Raw genomic sequence first — 3,965 nt, 5'->3', positions numbered from 1 at the left:
GTGGGGACAACCAAAAGACTCACTAGGGCTGAAACTTTGTGAGATCGGTTCACCCCCACGCACGTGGGGACAACTGATCAATGAATTCAATCTATTAGGTGATTTCACCGGTTCACCCCCACGCACGTGGGGACAACGTATCATTACTCGCAAGCATTGCCCTCTGTGGTTGCGGTTCACCCCCACGCACGTGGGGACAACCATTTAACAAGGATTTTAGATAATCATGGATGAACGGTTCACCCCCACGCACGTGGGGACAACGAAATAGTTGTGGTATGGACTCAGCTAATGTAGGGCGGTTCACCCCCACGCACGTGGGGACAACACTTCCAGAATACTTGAATTTCCTAGACTTTGACTAACAGCACCCCCTCTATGTCTACCAGAGACCGAGACGGATTTCCTAGGATTCGAGCATCAAAACCCTGCTCACAGTTCTTGGGATAGATCATCACGGCAGAACCATGATCGAGTTTCTGGGCTATTAGATCCCATAACTCATCCCTGACCAATGCCGACACCCGTCCTGTAAAAACCCCAGCCTTAACCTCAAACAGCCAGCGGCTCAGTTCTCCTCTCAAGACCGGCTTCACATTTTCCAAAACAAAAACGACCATCGTTCCTCCTTATTCTTCCGCCCAATTTTTACCACCCTCCACAGACTCCAAAACATCATCCCAAAGGAAACAGATCGGCTCCGTCTCTTCATCATCACCAAAGCCCAACATCCTATCAACATCTTGGACTAAGCGATGCATTAGCCTCTGCTCATTAAAACGCTCTCGGCACTTTTCGCGAACTAACGTATCAAGATTGAAATAAGTCTCCGAAACAGCCTCAAACGCTGCTGGTATAGTAGTCTTCGCCTTATACATATCTGCGACATCATACACAAACGACAACGGCTTACCCGTATGGATAAAACCTAACGCCGGTGAATATCCCACAGAGTGTAAAGCAGCTTGACAGACCGCATACAGACAAGCATTGGCAATAGACAACGCTTGGTTAATCGGATCTGCAGCATTCCAATCCTGTTGCTTATAGTCCCTTCCATTCCACTCAACACCAGTCTGCCGACTCCAATGTTGGTATAACGTTCGAACTCGGACTCCCTCATGTCCCCGAATCTGTTGGAGCGTGAGATCATCACTAAGCGGATCATCAAACCGAAACAGATACATTCGCCTCACCACCTTCAGACGTTGGATAGAATCTGCCCAAAGTGTAGCTTGATGAATAATCCGTTTAGCATTACCAGAACCACTACGCCCACTTGCATAGAAACGCAATAGATCTTCACCAACCCACTGCACCTCACAGGTATTGTTCGATAGAGTTTTAATGGCGGCATGGGTGATAGATGTACCAGGCCCTAGCAGCAGCGTTGATATCGCTGCACAGGGCACAAAAAACTTACTTTTTCCCTTAAAAACAGCGATCGCTTGTTCATCCTGTTCAATGCGACAATGTTCAAAGTACAGGAAGCTAATGCGATCGCGCGCCTTAGGCAACGTTCGCAGTCGAGACATAGCCGTAATCCTAGAGTAAAAAACCTAGATCGTTATTCGAGAAATAGACAAGAGACCACAGCCATAGGACTTCCCGCGTCCAATTCCTTGACGAACCGCATTTAGAAAAAGCTCCGGCTCCACAACCTCCAACACCCCTTGATAAAGCGCCGTCGTGATCCGAATTGGAGCCTTGCCCCCCTTCTTGATGCCAAACACATTAGGAGACGGGATCACATCAATACCATGGAGCCGAAACCCACAGCGTTCCGCCTGGCGCTGCAACCAAGCTACCTGATCCGCCTCGTGAAATAATCCAATCGTCTTACGGGTTTGATTATCCCGCTTACTTGGATTTGCCCGTAGCCGAAACTGCAAGATTCGCCCAGATGAACATTGATCTATATCTAACTGCCATTCCTTCTGGTGATGCTCCTGTAGATAGCCCGAGGGCAATATTGACCAATTAGGTGCGATCGCAGACTGTACCAAAACCACATTACTATCTGGCTCTTGGCGAAATAAGATATGTAGATCCTGGCGGGGGCGATCGCTCTCCAAGTCATCTGGAAATGCCTGCATAATGCGTTGGTGTAGCTTATGGGCATCGCTTAGATCGCGTTGGACAGCGCGATCGCTCTCATTTAACACTAGTTTGGAGAGATACATACTTCCGCCTCCTCTAGATTATGAAATATAGTAGCGACACACCGACTACCAAATAAACGCTTTTGCCAGTCTAGCGGCACATCTTGACGCACATCTAAACTATCTGCCACCTCCAACACATAGCGGAGTTGAGTCGGCCGTCGCCGTTTCGTCGTGTAGGGATGGCTCCGTAGAGCATCTTCAAGCGATAGATCAACCACATGGATGGATACTGGCTGGCTAGGAACAAAACTTTTACGGCCAAAATAGAGCTGCCAATGGGGTGCTTGCAATGCCGCATCCAGCCGATCCAAACATGCCCGATCATCTCCCTCTAGACCTACTAGATAATCCGCATCCGCCACATAATAACGATGACTAATCACCGTATCTCCCTTGCTACCACTAGACTTAATGCTATTCATCACCGTGTGATAGTCACATTGCACGACCCCCTCCTGATTGATCCGCACCCCCATCCGCAGAGTCGCCAGATCATGGATCGGTTCCCAACGAGGGCGACCAAGAGCTGCACAAAGCAAGCCAATCACCGCTGATTTGGTTGGTTCTCGACGGCTATCCCGAATCGTAAAGCGACTATGATCACCCCAACTCATCATCGGGGCTCGCATTCGTAACAAAAGCGTGGGCATAGTTAGTTAGCCTCCTGAAATGCAGCAGCGATCGCATCTTTGATCAAGTCATCGACCGTCGGCTTTTCACAGTCTTTCAGGGTTGCCAACTGCTGAGACAATTGCTCACGGGTCACAATCCCTTTAAACACCACAGATTTTTCGCCATACATCTTGCTTAGATCTGCCCAGTGGCTATCTAGTTGAGAAAGAGCCCGTTCCAGCAAACTCTTGCCACCCTTAGGAGCCACAGGATTTTCGAAGGCATCAACCAATGAAATAGGCTGCCCCTTGCGCACCACCATCATGATCGCTGCGGGTAGACTATGGGCTGCAAAGCTATTTTGATGCCCCGTCGGAATCGCACGCACAAACGCCTCCGCAAATGCCTGAGCGATCGCCTGCGCGGGTACATCATCACCCAAATTCGCCTGAAGCTGAACCGTATCCATGGTGGTGAATCGATAGTACGTAGAGCTGTTGTAACCCGTCTCACCCATATGATCTGCACCAGTCGTATCATTACCACCCAAGTCATCAACCGCCGTGAAGAAGTCAAATTCCTGCTGTAGCTTGTTGATGCTAATAGCATGGGCCATCTGCACCGCTGCATCTACATTCGCCGTGGGCAGTGATGCCATCATGCGCCCAAAAAGAGCAACATCACCAGGCTTGCCACTATTCACCAAGACCTTTTCAATGACCTTTGCCATATTAGGATCCTTAACAGGTAATTTAGGATCCTTAGCCATCAATCCTGGCTCAATTGCTGCCCAATTTTTGATCAAAAGATTGGCGATCGCTGCAATCTCTGTCCGTCCTAAAAACAAAATTGTTTTCGACTCAACCTTGTCACCTTCAAATTTCGCGCCCAGCGTCTCTAGTGCTAACTTAGCGGCTGTTTCAGCCCGTACATCAGGAATATCAGCAGCAACCAGCACAGCTTTCAACTCCGGCATCCAAGAGCGCGATCGCTGAGCAAATTGATCGGCGGAGAGATCCGAATACTGTTGATAGAACAGTCGCACAGCTCGTTTTTGGCATTGGCTAGAAATTCGTGCCCGTGGATAGCCACCAAACACCGTGGATTTGGGCATTCCATTTTCATCACGATTGAGGTTAGCAGGTGGGAAGCTTTGCAGAACATGGATTTCGATTTGCATGGTTTATG

At 49.0% G+C, this 3,965-nt stretch carries 5 protein-coding genes and 1 CRISPR repeat array; all 5 genes read right to left on the bottom strand.

Annotated elements, in window-relative coordinates; genetic code table 11:
• Positions 1-45 precede the first annotated feature (45 nt).
• Positions 46-328: a CRISPR direct-repeat array (repeat unit 29 nt; unit sequence CGGTTCACCCCCACGCACGTGGGGACAAC).
• 22 nt (positions 329-350) lie between these two features.
• Genes cas2e through cas7e form a run of 5 tightly spaced genes read right to left on the bottom strand, consistent with a single transcriptional unit; the run spans position 351 to position 3,957 of the window.
• The gene (gene cas2e / locus V6D20_01160; protein HEY9814406.1) at positions 351-620 is read right to left on the bottom strand and encodes a type I-E CRISPR-associated endoribonuclease Cas2e; all 270 of its coding nucleotides are present in this window, start codon (positions 618-620) and stop codon (positions 351-353) included.
• 9 nt (positions 621-629) lie between these two features.
• Complete coding sequence (gene cas1e / locus V6D20_01155; GenBank protein HEY9814405.1) at positions 630-1,535, bottom strand: type I-E CRISPR-associated endonuclease Cas1e; 906 nt, start codon at positions 1,533-1,535, stop codon at positions 630-632.
• Positions 1,536-1,559: 24 nt separating this feature from the next.
• Positions 1,560-2,183: a type I-E CRISPR-associated protein Cas6/Cse3/CasE gene (gene cas6e / locus V6D20_01150; GenBank protein HEY9814404.1), complete on the bottom strand. Its 624-nt coding sequence runs from the start codon at positions 2,181-2,183 to the stop codon at positions 1,560-1,562.
• Positions 2,165-2,815, bottom strand: a complete 651-nt coding sequence (cas5e, locus tag V6D20_01145; GenBank protein ID HEY9814403.1) for a type I-E CRISPR-associated protein Cas5/CasD — start codon at positions 2,813-2,815, stop codon at positions 2,165-2,167. The genes cas6e and cas5e overlap by 19 nt, the downstream gene beginning before the upstream one ends.
• A 2-nt stretch (positions 2,816-2,817) precedes the next feature.
• Positions 2,818-3,957, bottom strand: a complete 1,140-nt coding sequence (cas7e, locus tag V6D20_01140; GenBank protein ID HEY9814402.1) for a type I-E CRISPR-associated protein Cas7/Cse4/CasC — start codon at positions 3,955-3,957, stop codon at positions 2,818-2,820.
• Positions 3,958-3,965: the final 8 nt, after the last annotated feature.

Source organism: Candidatus Obscuribacterales bacterium, from assembly GCA_036703605.1.
Lineage (GTDB): Bacteria > Cyanobacteriota > Cyanobacteriia > RECH01 > RECH01 > RECH01.
The sequence above is the reverse complement of the archived record's forward strand: the minus strand, read 5'-3'. Positions and strand labels throughout refer to the sequence as shown.

Bases quoted from the DNA above. Each gene is read 5' to 3' on its own strand.
- cas2e (HEY9814406.1), bottom strand. From the start codon at position 620: ATGGTCGTTTTTGTTTTGGAAAATGTGAAGCCGGTCTTGAGAGGAGAA.
- cas1e (HEY9814405.1), bottom strand. From the start codon at position 1,535: ATGTCTCGACTGCGAACGTTGCCTAAGGCGCGCGATCGCATTAGCTTC.
- cas6e (HEY9814404.1), bottom strand. From the start codon at position 2,183: ATGTATCTCTCCAAACTAGTGTTAAATGAGAGCGATCGCGCTGTCCAA.
- cas5e (HEY9814403.1), bottom strand. From the start codon at position 2,815: ATGCCCACGCTTTTGTTACGAATGCGAGCCCCGATGATGAGTTGGGGT.
- cas7e (HEY9814402.1), bottom strand. From the start codon at position 3,957: ATGCAAATCGAAATCCATGTTCTGCAAAGCTTCCCACCTGCTAACCTC.